16 protein-coding genes are annotated in these 17183 nt (G+C 67.8%); 8 read left to right on the top strand and 8 right to left on the bottom strand.

Annotated elements, in window-relative coordinates; translation table 11 throughout:
* Positions 1-151: 151 nt before the first annotated feature.
* On the bottom strand, positions 152-1408 hold the full coding sequence (locus VEA80_RS10335) for an MFS transporter (protein WP_325060655.1): 1257 nt from the start codon (positions 1406-1408) through the stop codon (positions 152-154).
* Between the two features lie 125 nt (positions 1409-1533).
* On the opposite strand from VEA80_RS10335, the gene VEA80_RS10340 reads away from it, so the two are divergent.
* The gene (locus tag VEA80_RS10340; protein WP_325060656.1) at positions 1534-2031 is read left to right on the top strand and encodes an N-acetyltransferase; all 498 of its coding nucleotides are present in this window, start codon (positions 1534-1536) and stop codon (positions 2029-2031) included.
* Here the strand turns inward: VEA80_RS10340 and VEA80_RS10345 are convergent.
* Positions 2028-3122 carry a hypothetical protein gene (locus tag VEA80_RS10345; protein ID WP_325060657.1) on the bottom strand — a complete coding sequence of 365 codons (1095 nt, stop codon included), beginning with the start codon at positions 3120-3122 and terminating at the stop codon, positions 2028-2030. The two genes, VEA80_RS10340 and VEA80_RS10345, sit on opposite strands and share 4 nt — an antisense overlap.
* A gap of 108 nt (positions 3123-3230) precedes the next feature.
* Here VEA80_RS10345 and VEA80_RS10350 point away from each other — a divergent pair, with 108 nt between their 5' ends.
* Entirely contained in the window at positions 3231-4580 is a 1350-nt protein-coding gene (locus tag VEA80_RS10350) for a peptidoglycan-binding protein (RefSeq protein WP_325060658.1), read from the top strand.
* A 3-nt stretch (positions 4581-4583) separates the two neighbouring features.
* Here the strand turns inward: VEA80_RS10350 and VEA80_RS10355 are convergent, their stop codons facing one another.
* From VEA80_RS10355 to VEA80_RS10370, 4 genes are all read right to left on the bottom strand, one after another.
* The gene (locus VEA80_RS10355; protein ID WP_325060659.1) at positions 4584-6629 is read right to left on the bottom strand and encodes a hypothetical protein; all 2046 of its coding nucleotides are present in this window, start codon (positions 6627-6629) and stop codon (positions 4584-4586) included.
* Entirely contained in the window at positions 6626-9271 is a 2646-nt protein-coding gene (locus tag VEA80_RS10360; RefSeq protein WP_325060660.1) for a DUF4159 domain-containing protein, read from the bottom strand. The genes VEA80_RS10355 and VEA80_RS10360 overlap by 4 nt, the downstream gene beginning before the upstream one ends.
* Before the next feature lie 13 nt (positions 9272-9284).
* Positions 9285-10124, bottom strand: a complete 840-nt coding sequence (locus tag VEA80_RS10365) for a DUF58 domain-containing protein (protein ID WP_325060661.1) — start codon at positions 10122-10124, stop codon at positions 9285-9287.
* A 147-nt stretch (positions 10125-10271) separates the two neighbouring features.
* Positions 10272-11267, bottom strand: a complete 996-nt coding sequence (locus VEA80_RS10370; RefSeq protein WP_325060662.1) for a MoxR family ATPase — start codon at positions 11265-11267, stop codon at positions 10272-10274.
* 33 nt (positions 11268-11300) lie between these two features.
* Between VEA80_RS10370 and VEA80_RS10375 the strand changes: the two genes are divergently transcribed.
* From VEA80_RS10375 to VEA80_RS10400, 6 genes are all read left to right on the top strand, one after another.
* Entirely contained in the window at positions 11301-11879 is a 579-nt protein-coding gene (locus VEA80_RS10375) for a DUF1285 domain-containing protein (RefSeq protein WP_325060663.1), read from the top strand.
* Positions 11876-12280 (top strand): hypothetical protein, encoded by a 405-nt coding sequence (locus VEA80_RS10380; protein WP_325060664.1) that lies wholly within the window; start codon positions 11876-11878, stop codon positions 12278-12280. Before VEA80_RS10375 ends, VEA80_RS10380 begins: the two co-directional genes overlap by 4 nt.
* 157 nt (positions 12281-12437) lie before the next feature.
* The gene (locus VEA80_RS10385; protein ID WP_325060665.1) at positions 12438-12971 is read left to right on the top strand and encodes a hypothetical protein; all 534 of its coding nucleotides are present in this window, start codon (positions 12438-12440) and stop codon (positions 12969-12971) included.
* Positions 12972-13212: 241 nt separating this feature from the next.
* Positions 13213-13827, top strand: a complete 615-nt coding sequence (locus VEA80_RS10390) for a CoA pyrophosphatase (RefSeq protein WP_325060666.1) — start codon at positions 13213-13215, stop codon at positions 13825-13827.
* 10 nt (positions 13828-13837) lie between these two features.
* Positions 13838-14302 carry a hypothetical protein gene (locus VEA80_RS10395; protein ID WP_325060667.1) on the top strand — a complete coding sequence of 155 codons (465 nt, stop codon included), beginning with the start codon at positions 13838-13840 and terminating at the stop codon, positions 14300-14302.
* Positions 14299-15537: a CCA tRNA nucleotidyltransferase gene (locus VEA80_RS10400; protein WP_325060668.1), complete on the top strand. Its 1239-nt coding sequence runs from the start codon at positions 14299-14301 to the stop codon at positions 15535-15537. The genes VEA80_RS10395 and VEA80_RS10400 overlap by 4 nt, the downstream gene beginning before the upstream one ends.
* Here VEA80_RS10400 and VEA80_RS10405 read toward each other — a convergent pair whose 3' ends face one another.
* Entirely contained in the window at positions 15538-15936 is a 399-nt protein-coding gene (locus tag VEA80_RS10405) for a hypothetical protein (RefSeq protein WP_325060669.1), read from the bottom strand.
* 67 nt (positions 15937-16003) lie between these two features.
* On the bottom strand, positions 16004-17137 hold the full coding sequence (locus VEA80_RS10410) for an acyltransferase (protein WP_325060670.1): 1134 nt from the start codon (positions 17135-17137) through the stop codon (positions 16004-16006).
* Between the last annotated feature and the right edge of the window lie 46 nt (positions 17138-17183).

The following is a 17183-nucleotide window of genomic DNA, read 5'->3' on the forward strand; positions in this document are numbered from 1 at the left end:
TCCCCCGCACGCGTCTCTGTCCAGCGTCGCCGCCGCGCCCGACGTCACGTGCGCCGACACGTCTTGATGCAACCCCCACGGCCCCGCACGCCCGCCCCCGCGCCGAACAGGACGTTCGCCGCGGCCGCAAGTGCTGCGCGCGTGGAGCGCCTCAAGTCTTCGGCTCGAATCCGTCCGCCTTCGCCAGCTCCGGGAAGAGCCGCATCCACCACACCGACGCCGCCACCGCCGCCACGCCGCCGATCGTCACCGCCAGCACCGGTCCGAAAATGCGCGCCATCAGCCCGGCTTCGAAATCACCGAACTCGTTCGACGCCGAGATGAAGACGAAGCTCACCGCCGCCACGCGCCCGCGCATCGCATCCGGCGTCGCCAGTTGGATCAGGCTCTGGCGCACGTACACGGAGATCATGTCGACCCCGCCCGCGACCGCGAGCGCCGCCGCCGTCAGCCAAAGATATTTCGATTGCCCGAACACGATCGTCGCCAGTCCGAACGCGATCGTCGCGCCGAACATCCACAGGCCCACCCGCGCCCGCAGCGGCTTCACCGCGAGCCACAGCGCCACCGCCGCCGCGCCGACGCCCATCGCCGAACGCAGCACGCCGAGCTCGCTCGGCCCCGCATTGAGGATGTCGCGCGCGAACACCGGCAGCAGCGCCACCGCGCCCGCGAGCAGCACCACGACAAGATCGAGCGAGATCGCGCCGAGCACGATCTTGTTGCGCCAGACGTAATGCAGTCCTTCGACGATCATGCCGATCGTGCGCGCGTCCTTCACCGGCTCTTGCGGCGGCGGCTTCAGCGTGAGCATCAGCACAGCCGAGATCGAAGCCAGCACGAAAGCGGTGAGATAGGGAACGACAGGCCCGCCGCCATAGAGCAGGCCGCCGATCGCTGGCCCGACGATCAGCGAAAACTGGAACGCGAGCGAGGACCAGGCGATTCCCGGCGGCAGCGCCTCGCGCGGCAGCAGCATCGGCAAAAGGGCGCTCGCCGCCGGCGGCATGAAGGCGTTGATCATCCCGGCGCTGATGGCCGCGGCGAACACCGCCGGAATGACGATCTCGGGCCCCATGTTCGAAGCCAGCGCCAGCCACAGCACGATCAGCGCCTTGGCGACGATGCAAGCCGTAAGGATGAGACGGCGATTGTAGCGGTCCGCCGCCTGGCCGCCGAACAGCGAGAGAAACAGCAGCGGCAGAAATTGCGCGAGCCCGACGAGCCCCAGCACGAACGCCGCTTCGGCGATGCTCTGCCCGGCGGCGCGCGCGGCGTCATAGACCTGCCAGCCCATCGCCGTCGATTGGATCTGCACCGCCATGCTGGCGAACATCCGCCCCGCCCAGAACTGGGCGAACAGCCGATGCCGGAAGATGTCGAGGGAAGGGATGCGAAGCGCGGCCAAGGCGCAAGCCGTATGGACCGCGTCCGCCCCAGCCTGCAACAGGTTCTAGGTTTTCGTTGGAGAGCGTCGCGCTTTGTGCTTCATGCGCCTCCCCAGAACCTAGCACTTAGAACCCAGACCCTCCGTTGGCCCACACGCTCGTCGCCGAAAAACCCGAACACGCCGCCGCAATCGAGCGCGTGCTCGACCGCGCTTTCGGCCCCGGCCGCTTCGCCAAGACCAGCGAACGCGTGCGCGAGCGCGGCGCGATGCTGGAGCCTTGGCTCTCGCGCGTCGCGCTCGACTCCGAAGGCGAGGTCATCGGCGTTTGCCGCATTTGGCGCGTCGAAGCGGGCGCGCCGCTCTATTTTCTGGGTCCGCTCGCCGTCGATCCCGCCGCGCAAGCCGCCGGCCTCGGCCTTGCCTTGGTGCGCGACGCCATCGCCGCCTGCCGCAGCGTCGGCGGCTCCGGCATCGCGCTCGTCGGCGCCGAGCGCTTCTTCCGTCCGGCCGGTTTCAGCGTCGCGCCCGAGGGCCGCATCGGTTTGCCCGGCCCGGTCGATCCGAAACGTCTGCTCTGGCTCGAACTCCGCCCCGGCGGCTTCGACAAGGTCCGCGGCGAGATCGGCGCGCCGAAACCCTAGCGCCGGCCGACGATGCGCTGGATCGCGTCGAACCAGAACGGCGCGCCTTGGGCCGCGGCGACGATCGTGATCAGCCAGCCCAGCAACACCTCGAGCACGCCATTGCGCTCGAAGTCCGGCCCATACACGGGCGCGGCTTGCACGGTGAGATCCGCCGTCGCGACCTGCTGCGAAGCCGCCTGCAGCACCGTGAGCCGTTGTGCGAGTTGGCTGCCGGGCGCCACCCGCTCTTGCGCCGCCGCGCAGGCCGCATTGGCCGAGGTGTCGACGCCGCCGCGAATCCGCTCGGCCACGTCCGCCATCCACGGCCAGCCGACAGGAATGTCTCTATCGCCGCCGGCGCAGCGCGCGATCGTCAACAGCGTCACCACTTCTTGCGCGCTGAGTGCGGGGTCTGCGCCCGTCTCCGCAGCGGCCGTTTCGCCATCCGGCGCCGCCGGCTGCGTCGCCAGCGTCGTGAACGCCGCCTGCGATTGCGCCAGCTCCGGCGTCACCGAGGCGAGTGCGGCGCGCATGTCGTCGTTCGCCTGCAGCCGCTTGCCGATTTCGATCGTGCTCACGTTCAGCGTGATGGTCAGCACCGCCGCCACGGCCCACGACAGCGCCGTGCAATCCGCCTTGAAGCGGTCGGACATCTTCTGCGCCGAGGTGTTGAACCAAGCCTTCACCGCGGTCGCGATTTCATCGCGCGATGCGCCCGCCGCAGGCAGCACCAATTGTAGCCGCTGCTTCAGGTCGCCATCGCGCAGCGCCGCCACGGACGCCGGCAGCGCAAGCACCGGATCGCCGTTCGACCAGCTCGGCTGCACCGCGCTCGCCAAGGCGACGACGAACGTGTCCGGCTCCATGCAGGTCGTCTGCGCCCGTCCGCCCGAAAGCGCCGCGGTCATCGGATGGCGATAGAAACGTTTGGCGATCTCGTCCTTGTAGGTCTTGTCGCTCAAGAGCTTGGTGATGCTGCTGCGCAACGTTCGCGCCCGCAGCCGAAAGCCTTCGACGACGAATTGCTGAACCAGGCTGACGAGGCCCGCCATCACCAGAAAAACGAGCAGCAGCGCCAAGGCGAGCTGAAACAACGGGCTGTTGAGCATGGCCCCCCTCCAGCGCCACGCCGCCTTCACGGCTGCCCAACTTCCGCGTTGGCGCGCCGCCAGTCGTAATATAGATTAACGCCAAGCGCAATTTCGGGGGAGGCTGCGATGTCGGACGAAGGCTCACGCCTGTCGCCGATCGAGATCGGGACGATCGACGCGATCGTCTCCTTGTTCGAGACCAACTCGCCCGGCAAATACGATGCGATCGCCCGCAGCGCACAGGACCGCGGCGGCTTGAGCTACGGCAAGCACCAGGCCGCGCTGGTCAGCGGCTCGCTGCACCGGCTCATCTCGCAATATTGCAGCGCCGACGGCGCTCAATGCGCGGATCGGTTGCGCCCGTATTTGCCGCAGATGCAGGCGGAGGATCGGGCGCTCGATCATGACGATGCGCTCGTCGCCGTGCTCCGCGAAGCGGCCGCCGATCCGGTGATGCAGCGCACGCAGGATGAGTATTTCAATCACCATTACATGGGGCCAGCCTTGCGGGAGGCGCAGGCGTGCGGCTTCGTCACGCCGCTCGGCTGCGCGGTCGTGTACGACAGTTTCGTGCACGGCTCCTGGGAAGCGATGAAGGGTCGTGCGAGCAATGTCGCCGGCCAGCCTAGCGCTCAGAACGAGAGGCAATGGATCGCCGCCTATCTGAGCGAACGCCGCGCTTGGCTCGCCGGGCACAGCAATGCGCTGCTGCCGCGCACCGTCTATCGGATGGATTGCTTCCTCGATCTCATTCGTCAGGACGCTTGGGACTTACGATTGCCGCTGACGCTCCAGCTCAACGGCTTCACCTTCACGCTGACCGCTTGGGATTTGGGCGCGCATCTGTTCGACGATCCGGTGTTCCGGGCCGAAGCGACGGGACTCGGAATCGTGAAAGCGCGCCGCGCCGTCGTCGCCGAAGGCCGAGATCGCCACGTGCAGCTTCTGCTCGCCGATCTCGGCTTGCTCAACGCATCGAGCGGCGTCGACGGCAAGTTCGGCTCCGGCTCGGCCAACGCCGTGCGCAGCTTCCAACTGAGCAGCGGCATGACTGGCACAGGCGAGGTCGACGCCGGGACGTACGTGCAGCTGTCCAATTCGGTGCAGCGCCGTCAGAGCAGCGCGCAGTCGGGCGACGGCGCGTTCACCCCGCTGCCTGAACGCGAGCGCGGCGCGACCGGAGCGGCGCTCAACGGCGCCGGGGCGACGACGGCCGCCGGCGGCGGCGCCGCCGTGGGCTCGCAAATCCTCGAAGGCGAGGAAAGCAGCGCGCCCGATGCGCAGCCCCCGGCCAGCACCGAAGCGCAAGCGCCAACCGGTGTGGAAACGCCGCCGCCCTCCGGCGCCGAGTCCGTCGGCGGGCACGACGCCATCATCCTCGGCCTGAGCTGGAGCGAGCTGCTGCCGTGGATCGGCGTCGCTCTGCTGCTGGCGGCGCTTGCGTTCTTCGCGCTCGCCCGCCGCCGCGCGTACTGAGCCTCACGCGCTCTCGCGCCGCCAGCCCAGCATCAGCAGCGCAACGCCGATCACGGCCCAAAGCCAGCCCGGCCCGAGCGGGCTCGCCCGCGCGGCGCGCACGACATAAGCACCGTTGCGTTCGATGCCGATCCAGTCGCCGCCGCTGGCGCGCGCGCCGCGATCGATGCGCCGCACGTCCGGCAAACGCCGTCCGTCTTCGCCGGTGAGAAAAACGCTGCCGCCGGTCGCCTCGGCGAACGGGCGCAGAATATCCGGATCGGCCGCAAGCGCCGCCGCCTCGCGCGGATTGAGCGGCCCCACCGCGGCGAACGCGCGGAGATTGCCGCTGCGCGCTTCGTACAAGCCTTGCTCCTCGGCATCCGCTTCGCCGGTGAATAGTCCCGGCGCGCTTTCGCCAAGCGCAACCGTCGATCGCGCGCCCGAAGGCGCGATGATCTCGACGGGCGCCACGCCCGCCGCCAGCGTCGAACGTTCGATCTCGAGACCACGCGGCCCGGGCTCAAGCGAAAGCCGCTCGTCCTCCAGCTCCGGCTCCTGCATCAGCCAGTGCGCGAGTCGCCGCAGCAACTCGCCGTGCGGTCCGCCGCCGTCATAGCCGCGCGCCCACAACCACGGCTGATCGGACCAGAGCTGCGCGACGCGTCCGTTGCCCGCGCGATCGAGCGTCAGCAGCGGCGCGCCGCCGGCGCCCTGCAGCACCGTCTGCCCGCCCGTCGCCTGCGCTTCGACCTGCACCGTCCAGCGCCCCCAGCGCTCCGGCGACGGCAAGCCGCGCACCACCGGATGGCGCCGCCCGAGCGCTGTCGGCGCCGGGCGATACGGCGTCGTCGACACATTGCCCGTCGGCTGCGCCGGCAGAATGCCGGCGAGCGCGGTGCGATGAATGCCTTCGACGCCCGCTTCCGCTTCGCTCGCGGTGATCAGCAGCGCCCCGCCTTGCTCCACCCGTCGCGCGATCGAGGCGAAATAGTACGCCTGCAAGATGCCGCGCCGGCGATAGCGGTCGAAAATGATGAGGTCGAATTCGTTGAGCCGCCGCTCGAACAATTCCTCGGTCGGGAAGGGGATCAAAGCCAGCTCGTTGAGCGGCGTGAAGTCTTGCTTGTCCGGCGGCCGCAGAATCGAGAAGTGAACCAGATCCACCGCCGGATCGCTCTTCAGCAGATTGCGCCACACCCGCGCGCCCTGATGCGGCTCGCCAGTCACCAAGAGCACGCGCAGCCGGTCGCGCACGCCGTTCGCCGCGAACGCGGCGCGATTGTTCGCCAGCGTGATCTCGCGCGGGCCTTCTTCCGCCTCCACCACCACCATGTTGCGCCCGCGCTTGGGCAGGCGCACATTGATCGAGAATTCCTGGTTCGCGCGCGCGGTCGTCTGCGTCACGCGCACGCCGTCGATGCTGACGCTGACGCGGACAGGCGCATTGAAGCCTTCGTCGATTACCCGCGCCGTGATCCGCATCGGCTCGTCGACGATGCCGAATGTGGGCGCCGACACCAATTCGAGCCGCCGGTCGCCGCGCTCGGGATCGCCGACGATGAGGATGTGCGCCGGCCCAAGCTCGCGCAATCGGTTCGGCTCGGCTGGCGGATCGGCGGCTTGGCCGTCGGTGATCACAACGACGCCGCCGATGCGGTCGCGCGCGACATCGCTCAGCGCATCTTCGATCACCGATGTGATCATCGTCCCATCCGGCCCGCCGCGCGTTTCGCGCACGCGCACTTCGAGCCCCGGCTCGCGCGCCAGCGCGACCGCCATCGCATCGCCCGCCGCCCGCGCCGCCTCGCGGCGTCCGGCAAGCCCGAGGCTCTCGCTTTGATCGACGACGACGAGCGCAATGTCTTCCGCCGGCTCGCGCGTTTCGCGCACCCATTGCGGCTGCATCAGCCCGAGAAAAACAAACGCCAGCCCAAGCGCGCGCAGGATCGGCGCGCCGCCGCCGCGCCAGAGATAGAACGCGAGCGACGCAAGCGCGAGCACGCCCAGCGCGATCAGCGCCGGCGTCGGCAACGCCGGATCCAGCCCGATGCGCCAAGCGCCGATCACTCGCGTCCCATCCGTTCGAGCAGCGCCGGCACGTGCACTTGGTCGGCTTTGTAATTGCCGGTCAGCGCCACCATGACGATGTTGACGCCGAAACGCAGCGAAAGCTCACGCTGACGCGCGCTTCCCACGTCGCCGGCCCAGGCCGAGGCCCAATCGCCGTCGCCGATGAAGATCGCGGCGACGCCGTCGCGCGATTCCGCCGCGCTCGCCTCTTCGGCCCAGAGCGTGGTCGCTTGTGTGCGCCCCGGGAAGCTGCGCATCAGATAGAAGGCGCGCGCCACCACGTGCTCAGTCGTCACCTGCTGCAGCGGCGGCACGTCGACGCCGGCGAGCATCGTCGCCGCCGGCCGCCCGCGCCCGCCGCTCGCGGCGTTGCGTGTATCGACGAGAAGCAGCCCGCCGATGGCGAGATAATGATCGACGTTCGCGAGCGCCGCGTCGGAGAGCCGCTGCGGCGAAGAGGGCGCCGGCCAGTAGAGAAACGGATAAGCGGCGAGATTGTCGCGCGCGAGATCGATCGCCACTGGCGGCCCCGGCTCCACCGAAGTGCGCTCTGTCAGAATTTGCGACAGCGCCTCCAGCCCCGCAGCAGAGGTGCGATCGACGCGCGCATCGCCGGTGCGCACATAAGCGAGCCGCAGCGTTTGTGTCGGATCGTCCCGCCGCGTCTGCGCCTCTGCTTCGCCGCCGATCAGCGCGAACGCGATCAGCGCCGCCGCGCTCGGCTTCAGCAGGCGCGGCAGCTTGCCGAACAGAAACAGCGCGATCAGCAGATCGATCGTCAACATCAACGCCGCCGCGCCGAACAGCCAGCCGGACAGCGGCCGCTCGATCACGCCGCCCAGGCTTTGGCGCGCGATCCCGCCGGGCAGCGCCAGCGGCTCCAACGTTTCCGCCGGCCGCGCCGCATCGATGGCGGCGCTGACGCCGGCGCGCTCGTAGAGGCCCGGCGGCGTCTCAGGCGAAGCGACCGCCAAGGCGAACGCGTCCGGCGCAATCGGCTCCGCATCCGGCGGCGCCGGCGCAAGCGTTCCGAAGCCGTCGAGCAGGCGCTGCGCCGTGAACGGCCCGCCGGTGATCTCGCGTTCGCCGGCCCCGTCCGGCCGCGCCGCGAACGCCAGCGTCCGCCGCAGCAGTTCGACGAACAAGCCAGAGAGCGGCGCGTCGGACCAATCCGGCGTCGCGCTCACATGGAAGAGCACGACGAGGCCGCGTCCGCGCGCCTGCGCGGTCACCAAGGGGGAATTGTCAGAGAGCGTCGCCCAGACGCGCGCCTCTTCGAGCGAAGCGGGTTCGGCCAGCACTTGCCGGCGCACGTTCACGTCCGGCGGCGGCGCAATGCCGGCGAAGGGGGAGTCCGCCGGAAACGGAGCAATGGCGAGCGGCGTCTCCCACGCCAGCGCGCCGCCGAGCGAACGCGAACCGGGGCGCAAACGCACCGGCAGCAAATCGTCGGCGTCGTTCGCAAGCCGCGGCCCGGCGAAACGCACCAGCAAGCCGCCGTCTTCGATCCAGCGTTCGAGCGCGCCGGCGTCGGTCGGCGCGACCCGGCCGGCATCGGGCAGGATCAGCGCTTGCGCGCGCGCGTCGATCAATTGGCTGATCGAACCGCGCTGCAAGCTCGCATACGGCTGCAGCGCGCGGTCGACATAGAAGAGTTCGGACAAGAGCGGCTGTCCCGCGCCGCCCGCATCGACGAGGCCGACGAACGGCCGCCCCGCGCCCGCCGGCAACAGCTTCACCGCGCCCGCGCTCTGCTCGCCGACAATGCGCACGCGCGCCGCGCGCGCGGCGATCTCCGGCGGCAGCTCGATGCGCGCAGACGTGCTCGTCGCGTCGCCGGCGAAGCGCGCTTCGGCGGCGCCGAGCGAACGGCCTTCCGCCGTCTCCGCCGCGATCGCCACGATCGGCGAACCGCTGCTCGCGCGGCGAATGTCGGCCACCACGCCCTGCGGCGTCACCGATCCGCCGACGAGCGCCCGCGCCGTTTGCGTCGGCAGCCGCGCCGTCACCGGCCCGCGCCGCTGCAGCTCCGCCGCCAAAGCGCGGGCGCCGTCGTCGTTCAACCCATCCGTGATCCAGACGATGCGGTCGAACCGTCCTTGCGTCTGCGCCAGGCGCTCGGCCGCTTGCGCGCGGTCGGGTCGCCACGGCTGGGGCTCCAGCCTGCCGATCGCAGCTTTCGCATCGGCCGCCGTCATCGCTTCGCCCGGATCGCGCGGGCGCGCGCTCGGCGCGGTGAGCAACAAAAATACCGGCGCGCCGGTGCGCTCGGCTTGCGTCGCCGCCGCAACGCCCGCCGCGCGCGTGTCGCTCCAGAACGGCGCCGAAGTCCAGCCGTCGTCGATCACGATCAAGGTGCGCCCGCCCTGCGCGCTCTCCGCCGCGCTCGGCGCCAGCGATGGCCGCGCGAACGCCAAGATCAGCAGCGCCGCCGCGAGCGCGCGGAACAGCACCAGCTGCCACGGCGCGCGCTCACGGCTCTGATCTTCCGTGCGCACGCCTTCTAAGAGCCGCGTCGGCGGAAACTGCGTGCGCTGCGGCGGCGGCGGCGTCGCGCGCATCAGCCACCAGAGCGCCGGCAACGCAGCGAGCGCGGCCAGCGCCCACGGCGCGCCGAACAGGATCGGGCCCAGAGTCATCGCAAAGACTCCGTCACCCGTAGCGCTCCGAAACGAACGCGATCAGCATTGAAAGCGCGGGCGCCGCGTTGTGGTCGGTGCGATGCAGCAGCGCCGGAAAGCCGAACTCGGCGCCGAGCGCGCGGATGTCGCGCCGCTGCTGCGCCAGGCGCTCGGCGTAGGTCGCTTGCGCCGCTTCGGCGCGGCCGATCAGCACTTCGCCGCCGCGGCCGGGCGCCTGAAATAGCGTCCGCCCGCGGAACGGAAAGTCTTCCTCCGCCGGATCGGCGATCATCACCAGTGCGCCGCTCGCGCCGGCGCGCGCGCACGAAAGCAAGCGCTCGCGCCAAGCCGAGACCGGCGCGTAGAAGTCGCTGAAGAACACGATGCTGGAATTGCTCGGCGCTTCGACATCGCGCACCGGCTGCAACAAATCCACTGCCAGGCGATCCACCGCCCGCGCGCCGCGCCGCGGCTGCTGTCCCAACGCCCCGACACGCTCGCCGCCGCGCGAGAGCAGAATCGCCAACGCAAGCGCCATCGTGCGCGCGCGGTAGAGCTTCGTCGGCCGCGCTGGGTTGCTGCTCCAGTCGAAGCCGGCGTCAGGATCGATCCAGAACCACGCCGTCTGCGCCGCTTCGCGCTCGCGCTCGCGCACGAAGAACCGATCGCCGCGCGCCGAACGCCGCCAATCCACCAACCGCGCGCCGTCTTCAGCACGGTGATCGCGATACTGCCAGAAATCTTCCCCTTGCCCCGCGCGCCTGCGCCCATGCACGCCCGGCGCACTCGCGGCGAGCCGCTTTGCGTCCAGCAGCACGCCCGGCAGATCGCCGGCGAGATTGAGCGCGTCGAGGCGCGGGGAGTTAGACACGGAGAACCTCCCCCCTTGCGGGGGAGGTGGCCGCGAAGCGGCCGGAGGGGGGGCGTGCAAACAAGCAGGCGCCTGATCGTTTGAACGCCCCGCGCCCCCCGACCCCCGCCCCGCGAGGGGGCGGGGGAGAAAGAGCGCGCATCACACTCAAGCCGCGCGCTCCGCCAGATCATCCACCAAGCTATCGATATCCAAACCTTCCGCGCGCGCGCCGAAGCTGAGCTGCATCCGATGCACCAGCGCCGGCCGCGCCAGCGCAGCGACATCATCGACCGCCGGCGCCAAGCGTCCGCGCAGCAGCGCACGCGCACGCACCGCCAGCATCAAAGCCTGTCCCGCGCGCGGTCCCGGCCCCCACGCGACGTGCTGGTTCACCCGTTGATCCGTGCTCGAACCCGGCCGCGCCGAACGCACCAGCTCCAAGATCGAAGCCAGCACTTTCTCACCCACCGGCATCGTGCGCACCAGCCGCTGCAGTCGCATCAGCGACTCCGCATTGAGAATGGTCTCCGGCTGCTCATCCTCCAGCCCCGTCGTCTCGATCAAAATCTTCCGTTCGATCTCCGCGTCCGGATACGGCACGTCGACTTGCAGCAGGAAGCGATCGAGCTGCGCTTCCGGCAACGGATAAGCGCCTTCGTGTTCGATCGGGTTCTGCGTCGCCAGCACATGGAACGGGCGCGGCACATCGTACGCCGCGCCGGCGACGGTGACGTGATGCTCCTGCATCGCTTGCAGCAGCGCCGATTGTGTGCGCGGGGAGGCGCGGTTGATTTCATCCGCCATCAGTAGCTGCGTGAAGATCGGACCTTTGACGAAGCGGAAGTGACGCCGGCCCGCTTCGTCCTGATCCAGCACCTCGGAGCCCAGAATGTCCGCCGGCATCAGGTCCGGCGTGAACTGCACCCGCGCCCAATCGAGCCCCAGCACCCGCGCCATCGCTTCGACCAGCCGCGTTTTGGCGAGGCCCGGCGCGCCGACCAGCAGCACGTGGCCTCCAGCGAGCACGGCGGCGAGCGTCAGCTCGATTACCCGCTCCTGGCCAAACACGGATTTGCCGATCTCGGCGCGCACCCGCGCCAAGGCTTCGCCCGCGGCCTCGGCCTCGGCCACCAACGCTTCCGGATTGTCGTGATTGCTCATGGGGGCGAAGCTCGCGTAGTTGGGGGCTAAAATATGACGGCGCCTGATAACCCCACGTCCCTGGAGCAATTGCTGGCCCTGCTCAAGAGGGAGGCCGGCGGCAGCGCCAACTCTGGTTCTCGGGGCCCGCCGCCCGTCGACAAATGGAACCCCACCCATTGCGGCGACATCGGCATGGAGATCCTCGCCGACGGCACGTGGAAGCACGCCGGAACGCGCATTGCGCGCGAACCTTTGGTGCGCCTGTTCGCCTCGATCCTGCGCAAGGACGAAGACGGCCAAACCTATCTCGTCACGCCAGTGGAGAAGATCATCGTGCGCGTGGAAGATGCGCCGTTCGTCGCTGTGCGCGCCGATCGCGTCGGCGAGGGGCGCGAGCAGACGATCGTGTTCAAGACGAATGTCGGCGATGTGGTCGAGTGCGGGCCAGCGCATCCGCTGCGCGTCGCGATGCGCGATGGTGAGCCACGGCCGTACGTGCTCGTGCGCGGGAGGTTAGATGCGCGCGTCCTCCGCGCGCCCTTCTATGAGCTGGTGGAGTGGAGCGAGGCGCGGGAGGGGACGTTGGGTGTTTGGAGCAGGGGAGCTTGGTGGGAGTTGGGCGCGGAATGACCACCGTGCCGACTTTCGTCACGTTCTTCGCGGACTTCGCGGACGACGCTGTGTTCAATGCTGCCGGTGACGTAGAACGGCCGGGCGGCAACGCAATTGCCGCTGCACTCTGCCATCAGCTAGCCGAAGAAGGTGTGCCAGTCTTCCCTCCTGTCCAACACAGTTTTTACGGCTGGGCCTTCGCGACAAAGCCGAAGGGCGCTCTGGGTTTCGTGCTGCAGTACGTCGATCCTTGGCTCCTGATCTGCGAGAATCAAGGTGGCGTCGCGCCGGATGAGTTCATTGCCATGGTGCATGCTACTCATCGCGCTCTGGTTTCTGACCCGCGCTTCTCGTCAGTGCAGTGGTTCACGCGGACGGAATTTGACAAAGGAGCCCAAGGCGCGAACGAACCAGTGTGATGCTCGATTTCGAAACCCTTCTCCGCACGCGCCTTGATTCGATTGATCCGATCCCACGTGCGCACCCCCCCTTGAGGGGAGGGGGCAGAGGTGAGTGGTTTGAGTTGGGCTCGCGTTAGCGTTTGACGTACTGGCGCCGTGTCGCGATCATACTTTCATGTCTAAATGGAATAATCACATCGTCCTCGACGTGGAGTCGGACGGGCCCGCCGCGGGCCTTTTTAACATGATCTCATTCGGCCTGGTGTCCGTCGGTGATCCGGCCAACGGTTTTCTCGGCGAAGTCGCGCCAATTATCGAGAGCGCAGGCGTGCAGCAAGCGCGCGAGGTTGTCGGGATCAGCTATGAAACGCAGCAGAGCTATCGCGCGCCAGACATCGTCATGCGCGAAGCCGTCGCCTGGGTGAACGCTCTCACTGGCGGCAAGCGCGCAGTGTTCTGGTCGGACAATCCCGCGTTCGACTGGCAATTCTGGAACTGGTATTGCCATAAGTTTGTTGGCGAGAATCCGGGTGGTTTCAGCGCGCGACGCATTGGTGATCTTGACGCGGGTCGGCGCGGCGAGCCTCTCAACACGAACGCTTTCAAGAAGCGGCGCGAGACCATGCATACGCATAATCCCGTCGATGACGCGCGCGGCAACGCCGAAGCGCTCCGATGGGTTCTGGCGCAAATGGGCGAGAAGCTGTGAGCGTCACGCGCAGATTGAATCCCCTCCCCTTGAGGGGAGGGGGCAGGGGGCGGGGTGAAGCGCCGTGCCTGGAAATCGCGACGGAAGACCCGGACCGCCGGCGCCCTCGCCGGCATTGGTTCGTGCAAGCTGAAACAGATGCCGGCGAGGGCGCCGGCGGTCCGGGTTGTCGGCGTTTGATAGCGAAGCATCGCGCTTCACCTCGCCCCCCAACCCCCTCCCCTCGAGGGGAGGGGGAGTCATGAGCGACGCCTTCGAACGTTTGCTCCGAACCAAGCTCGATCCGCTCGACGCCGTCGCAGACGAATCCGCCCGCACGCGCAGCGACAACGATCTCAATCCCGATTGGGACAATCATCCCGAACAGCGCCCGGCTGCGGTGCTGGCGCCGATCATCAAGCGGCCCGAAGGCTGGACCATGCTGTTCACCGAGCGCTCGGTGGAGACGCCGGCGCATCCGGGGCAGATTTCGTTTCCCGGCGGGCGCGTGCAGGCGAGCGATGCGAGCGCGGTCGAAACGGCGCTGCGCGAAACGATGGAAGAGATCGGGCTTGAGCGCCGCTTCATCGAGCCGCTCGGCGCCTGGGATCGCTACGACACCATCACCGGCTATCGCGTCACGCCGATCGTCGGCCTGGTCGAGCCGGGCTTCACGCTGACGCTTGATCCGCGCGAAGTGGCGCGCGTGTTCGAAGCGCCGCTCGATTTCCTGTTTGATCCCGCCAACCACGAAAAGCGGCAAGCGCAATGGCAAGGCCGCACCCGCTATTATTACGCCATGCCGTACGGCGACCACTTCATCTGGGGCGCGACGGCGGGGATGATCAGGGCGCTGTGGGAGCGGTTGTATGCTTAGGCGCCGATCGTTGCTTGGGCTGGGCCTAGCCGCAGGTTTAAGTGCTTGTGGTTACGGGCATCGTGGCTTCTACGAACTGACGCCGGAACGGCAATTCAAAGTCACGATTGACGAAGGAGCTCGGGAGGCGTTGCTTCGGTTTATTGGCGAGTTCGCGAATGAGCAGGGGTTCACAGTCTATCGCGATGCCCTTCGTTCAGCCTCGTCCGCACCGTCGGTCCTTTGGACGCTTGAGCAGTTCAAGGGAATGATCGTATTTCAGAATACAATTGAAGGACAAGAACCGGACCCAGAATTTCCCGGTCAAATGCTAAATCGACATTCTCAAACCGATTTTCGAGCTTGGTTCTATCGTTCAATGTTTGGCTACAGTGAGGATGAGCTCACACAGATGATTTCACGATTTGGTGCGGAAGTATCCGCAGTGAGCGGCGTGCGTGAATTTGTTGATCAGTTTCCACGAGCCACGCGATGACCGCGAGTATCGCCTACACCGCCTGGTTCAAAGCCAAGGAAACGCAAGCGCTGATCGCCGCGCTCGAAGCGGCGCGGCCGAATGGTTCGCGCTTCGTCGGCGGCTGCGTGCGCAATACGCTGATGGGGCGCGAGGTCGACGACATCGATGTCGCCACGCAACTGACGCCGGACCAAGTCACCGAAATCTGCGCCAAAGCCGGCTTCGCCGCGCACCCGACCGGCATCGAGCACGGCACCGTCACCGTCGTCATCAATCACAGGCCGTTCGAAGTCACCACGCTGCGCCGCGACGTCAGCACCGACGGCCGCCGCGCCACCGTGGCCTTTACCGAGAAGTGGGACGAGGACGCCGAGCGGCGCGATTTCCGCATGAACGCGCTCTACGCCGATGCTTCGGGCGCTGTGCACGATCCCACCAGCGGCGGCCTGGAAGACGTCCGCGCCGGCCGCGTCATCTTCATCGGCGACGCGCACACGCGCCTGCGCGAAGATTACCTCCGCATCCTGCGCTTCTTCCGCTTCAACGCCTGGTACGCGAAGGGGCCGCTCGATCCGCATGGGCTCTCCGCCTGCGCCGATCTGGTCGCCGGGCTCGATACGCTGTCGGCCGAGCGGATCTGGAAGGAAGTGAAGAAGCTGCTCGCCGCGCCCGATCCGCGCGCCGCTTGGGAGGGGATGACGGCGATCGAAGCGCGCGCCCGCGCACTGCCGGAGTTCTCGAACGAAACCCGGCTCGACGCGCTCTGCAGCATCGAAGCCGATCTGATGCTGACGCCCGATCCGATGACGCGCATCGCCGCCGCGCTCGCGGATCAGGACAGCGCCCGCGCTTTGGCGCGCCGGCTGAAGCTCTCGAACGAGGAACGCGAGCGCCTCGTCGCCGCGCTCGGAACGGACGTGAAGATCACCTCCTACATGTCGCTGCGCGAAATGCGGCGCGCCATATATCGCCTCGGCAACCAGCCGTTCCGCGACCGCGTCATGCTCGCCTGGGCCGGCGCCGGCGGCGAGAAAGCGCAGCAATGGCGCGCGCTGGTCGCCCACGGCCAGATGTGGACGCCGCCGAAACTGCCGCTCACCGGCGATGAAGTGATGGCCGCCGGCGTGCCGGCCGGCCCGAAGGTGGGCCTCGTCATGCGCGAAGTCGAAGACTGGTGGATCGACGCCGATTTCCCGGACGACAAGCTCAGCGTGATCGAACGGCTGAAGGCCGTGGCGCAGGGGATGAGCTGATCATGAAGGGCGCAGCGCGGCGCGGTACTCCGCTTCCGTGAAATACGGGAAAACACATGGGCCGATGTGCAACCCTCGCCGACCGCGGTCGGCGAGCACGATCACCCGCGCGCCGCGTGCAAAGGTTTGGACCGCGCACGTCGTGTGATCGCTTTGCGCCACACGAACGTGGCCACGCACGTCGCCCTTGAGCGATTCGTCGACGACAAACGTTGTGTAGATCAAATGTCGATTGAACCAATCCCGTTCGGTTCGGACGGCGCGTCCGATAAATAGCACGTCAGTCGTCCGAACTTGCTCACGCGCATTGGAAAACCGCACGCAACTACATGCAAGCGCCGGAAGAGCGGAAGCCGTCAGGACAGTCGCCAAGATCACTGCTCCGGCCGCTTCTCGCATCGAACAACTCCGCTCGAAATTAGTAGCAGAGGCGTGCGCGAAGTGGTCATCACCTCTGCGTTAGAAGCTAAGCTTCTGCGGCTTTGGCCTTGCGATACTGCGGCAACTCCAGCTTTCTGATCCACTTCCGCGCCGGCTCTTCAAGCCAGAGATACGCGAACGCCGACACGATGATGCAGACGGCGAACACGCCGACCATGGCGCCGATGCGCAAGGTCAGGTCGCTGGTTTCGGTCACGCCCAAGCGCTCCAGCGCATGAAACCAGACAATGTCGATCGGCAGATGGATCATATAAAGCGCATAGCTCGCCGCGCCCAAGAACACGAACGCGCGCCCGCTCATCGGCGCGTCGACGCCGTGGCGCGAGGTTTCGGCAAGGCCGTAGAGCAGGCCGGCGAGGCCGAACCAGACGAGGCCCTCCCACCAGCCCAGCGTCGTCACCGCGACGATCCAGCCGGCGCTCGCGGCGACGATCGGCCAGGCCCAGCTCTTCGGCGCCGCGTGGTCGCGGCCGAACGCGTAGAGCGCAACGCCGAGCAGGAACGACGGCAGGATCCGCAGCGCGCCGATCTGCGCCGTCATCTGTGAGAAGTCGCGCCCGACCCACGGCAGCGCCTGATGCAAATTCGAAAGCGCCCAGAACGAAGCGACGCAAAGTGTGAGCGCGCCGAGCGCCACCGCGGCGGACCAACGCTGCGCCTTCACCACCAGCGCGGCGATCAGCGGGAAGAGGAGGTAGGCCGCCCATTCCGCGCTGATCGACCAGGACGGGAAATTCCAGCCCACCGCTTCGGTCGCCCCCCAAGCGTGAACCATCAGCAGGTGCGCCGGCAGATCGCTCCACTTGAACGCCTCCGGCGAGCCGACGCCCGCGCCCACAGCCGAAGCGCCCGCGAACAGCACGATCATCGCCGCCAGCGCCGCAAGGTGCATCGGATAGACCCGGGCGATCCGGTTCTTGAGAAAGCCGCCATAGCCGAAGCGGCGCTCCTCCAGGCTGGTCAGATAGACGTGGGCCAGGATGAAGCCCGACAGGGTGAAGAAGAGATCGACCCCCAGATAGCCGTCCGCCACCAGGCCCAGCCGGCCCACATCGAGCCCGAGATGGTCCTTGAAATGGTACAGCAGCACCCAGAATGCCGCGATAAAACGCAGCGAAGTCAGAGGCTTGAGCTCTTGCGGATAGGCGAAACGCGTCATGACCGCTCGCCTGACGCAAGAAAAGGGCCGGACCCTTGTTATAACA

It is taken from the genome of Vitreimonas sp. (assembly GCF_035627415.1).
Taxonomy (GTDB): Bacteria; Pseudomonadota; Alphaproteobacteria; order Caulobacterales; family Aquidulcibacteraceae; genus Vitreimonas.